The 255-nt window shown below is 73.7% G+C and carries 1 protein-coding gene; it reads left to right on the top strand.

Features of this window, described 5'->3' with window-relative positions; translation table 11 throughout:
* Nucleotides 1-26 precede the first annotated feature (26 nt).
* A partial coding sequence (locus M3148_RS19410) for a transposase (RefSeq protein ID WP_251305998.1) occupies nucleotides 27-255 on the top strand: 229 nt, incomplete at its 3' end.

The following is a 255-nucleotide window of genomic DNA, read 5'->3' as shown; positions in this document are numbered from 1 at the left end:
TCGACACGAGCACCACCTCCAGGGCGGTGGGTCAGGCCGGTGGGGTGCTGCTCACCGAGGCCGTCACCGCGACCGGGCTCGGCCTGGAGCTGTCGGCGGCGCTTGGCCGGTGGCGCAAGCCGTTGGCAGTGCACGACCCCGCGAAGGTCGTGCTGGACCTGGCCGTGACGCTCGCCCTGGGCGGGGAATGCCTGGCCGACATCGCGCTGCTGCGCGCCGAGCCCGGCGTGTATGGACCGGTGGCCTCCGATGCCA

Source organism: Georgenia satyanarayanai, from assembly GCF_023715365.1.
Lineage (GTDB): Bacteria > Actinomycetota > Actinomycetes > Actinomycetales > Actinomycetaceae > Oceanitalea > Oceanitalea satyanarayanai_B.
Note: the sequence above shows the minus strand (reverse complement) of the source record. Positions and strands in the feature narration are given on the sequence as shown.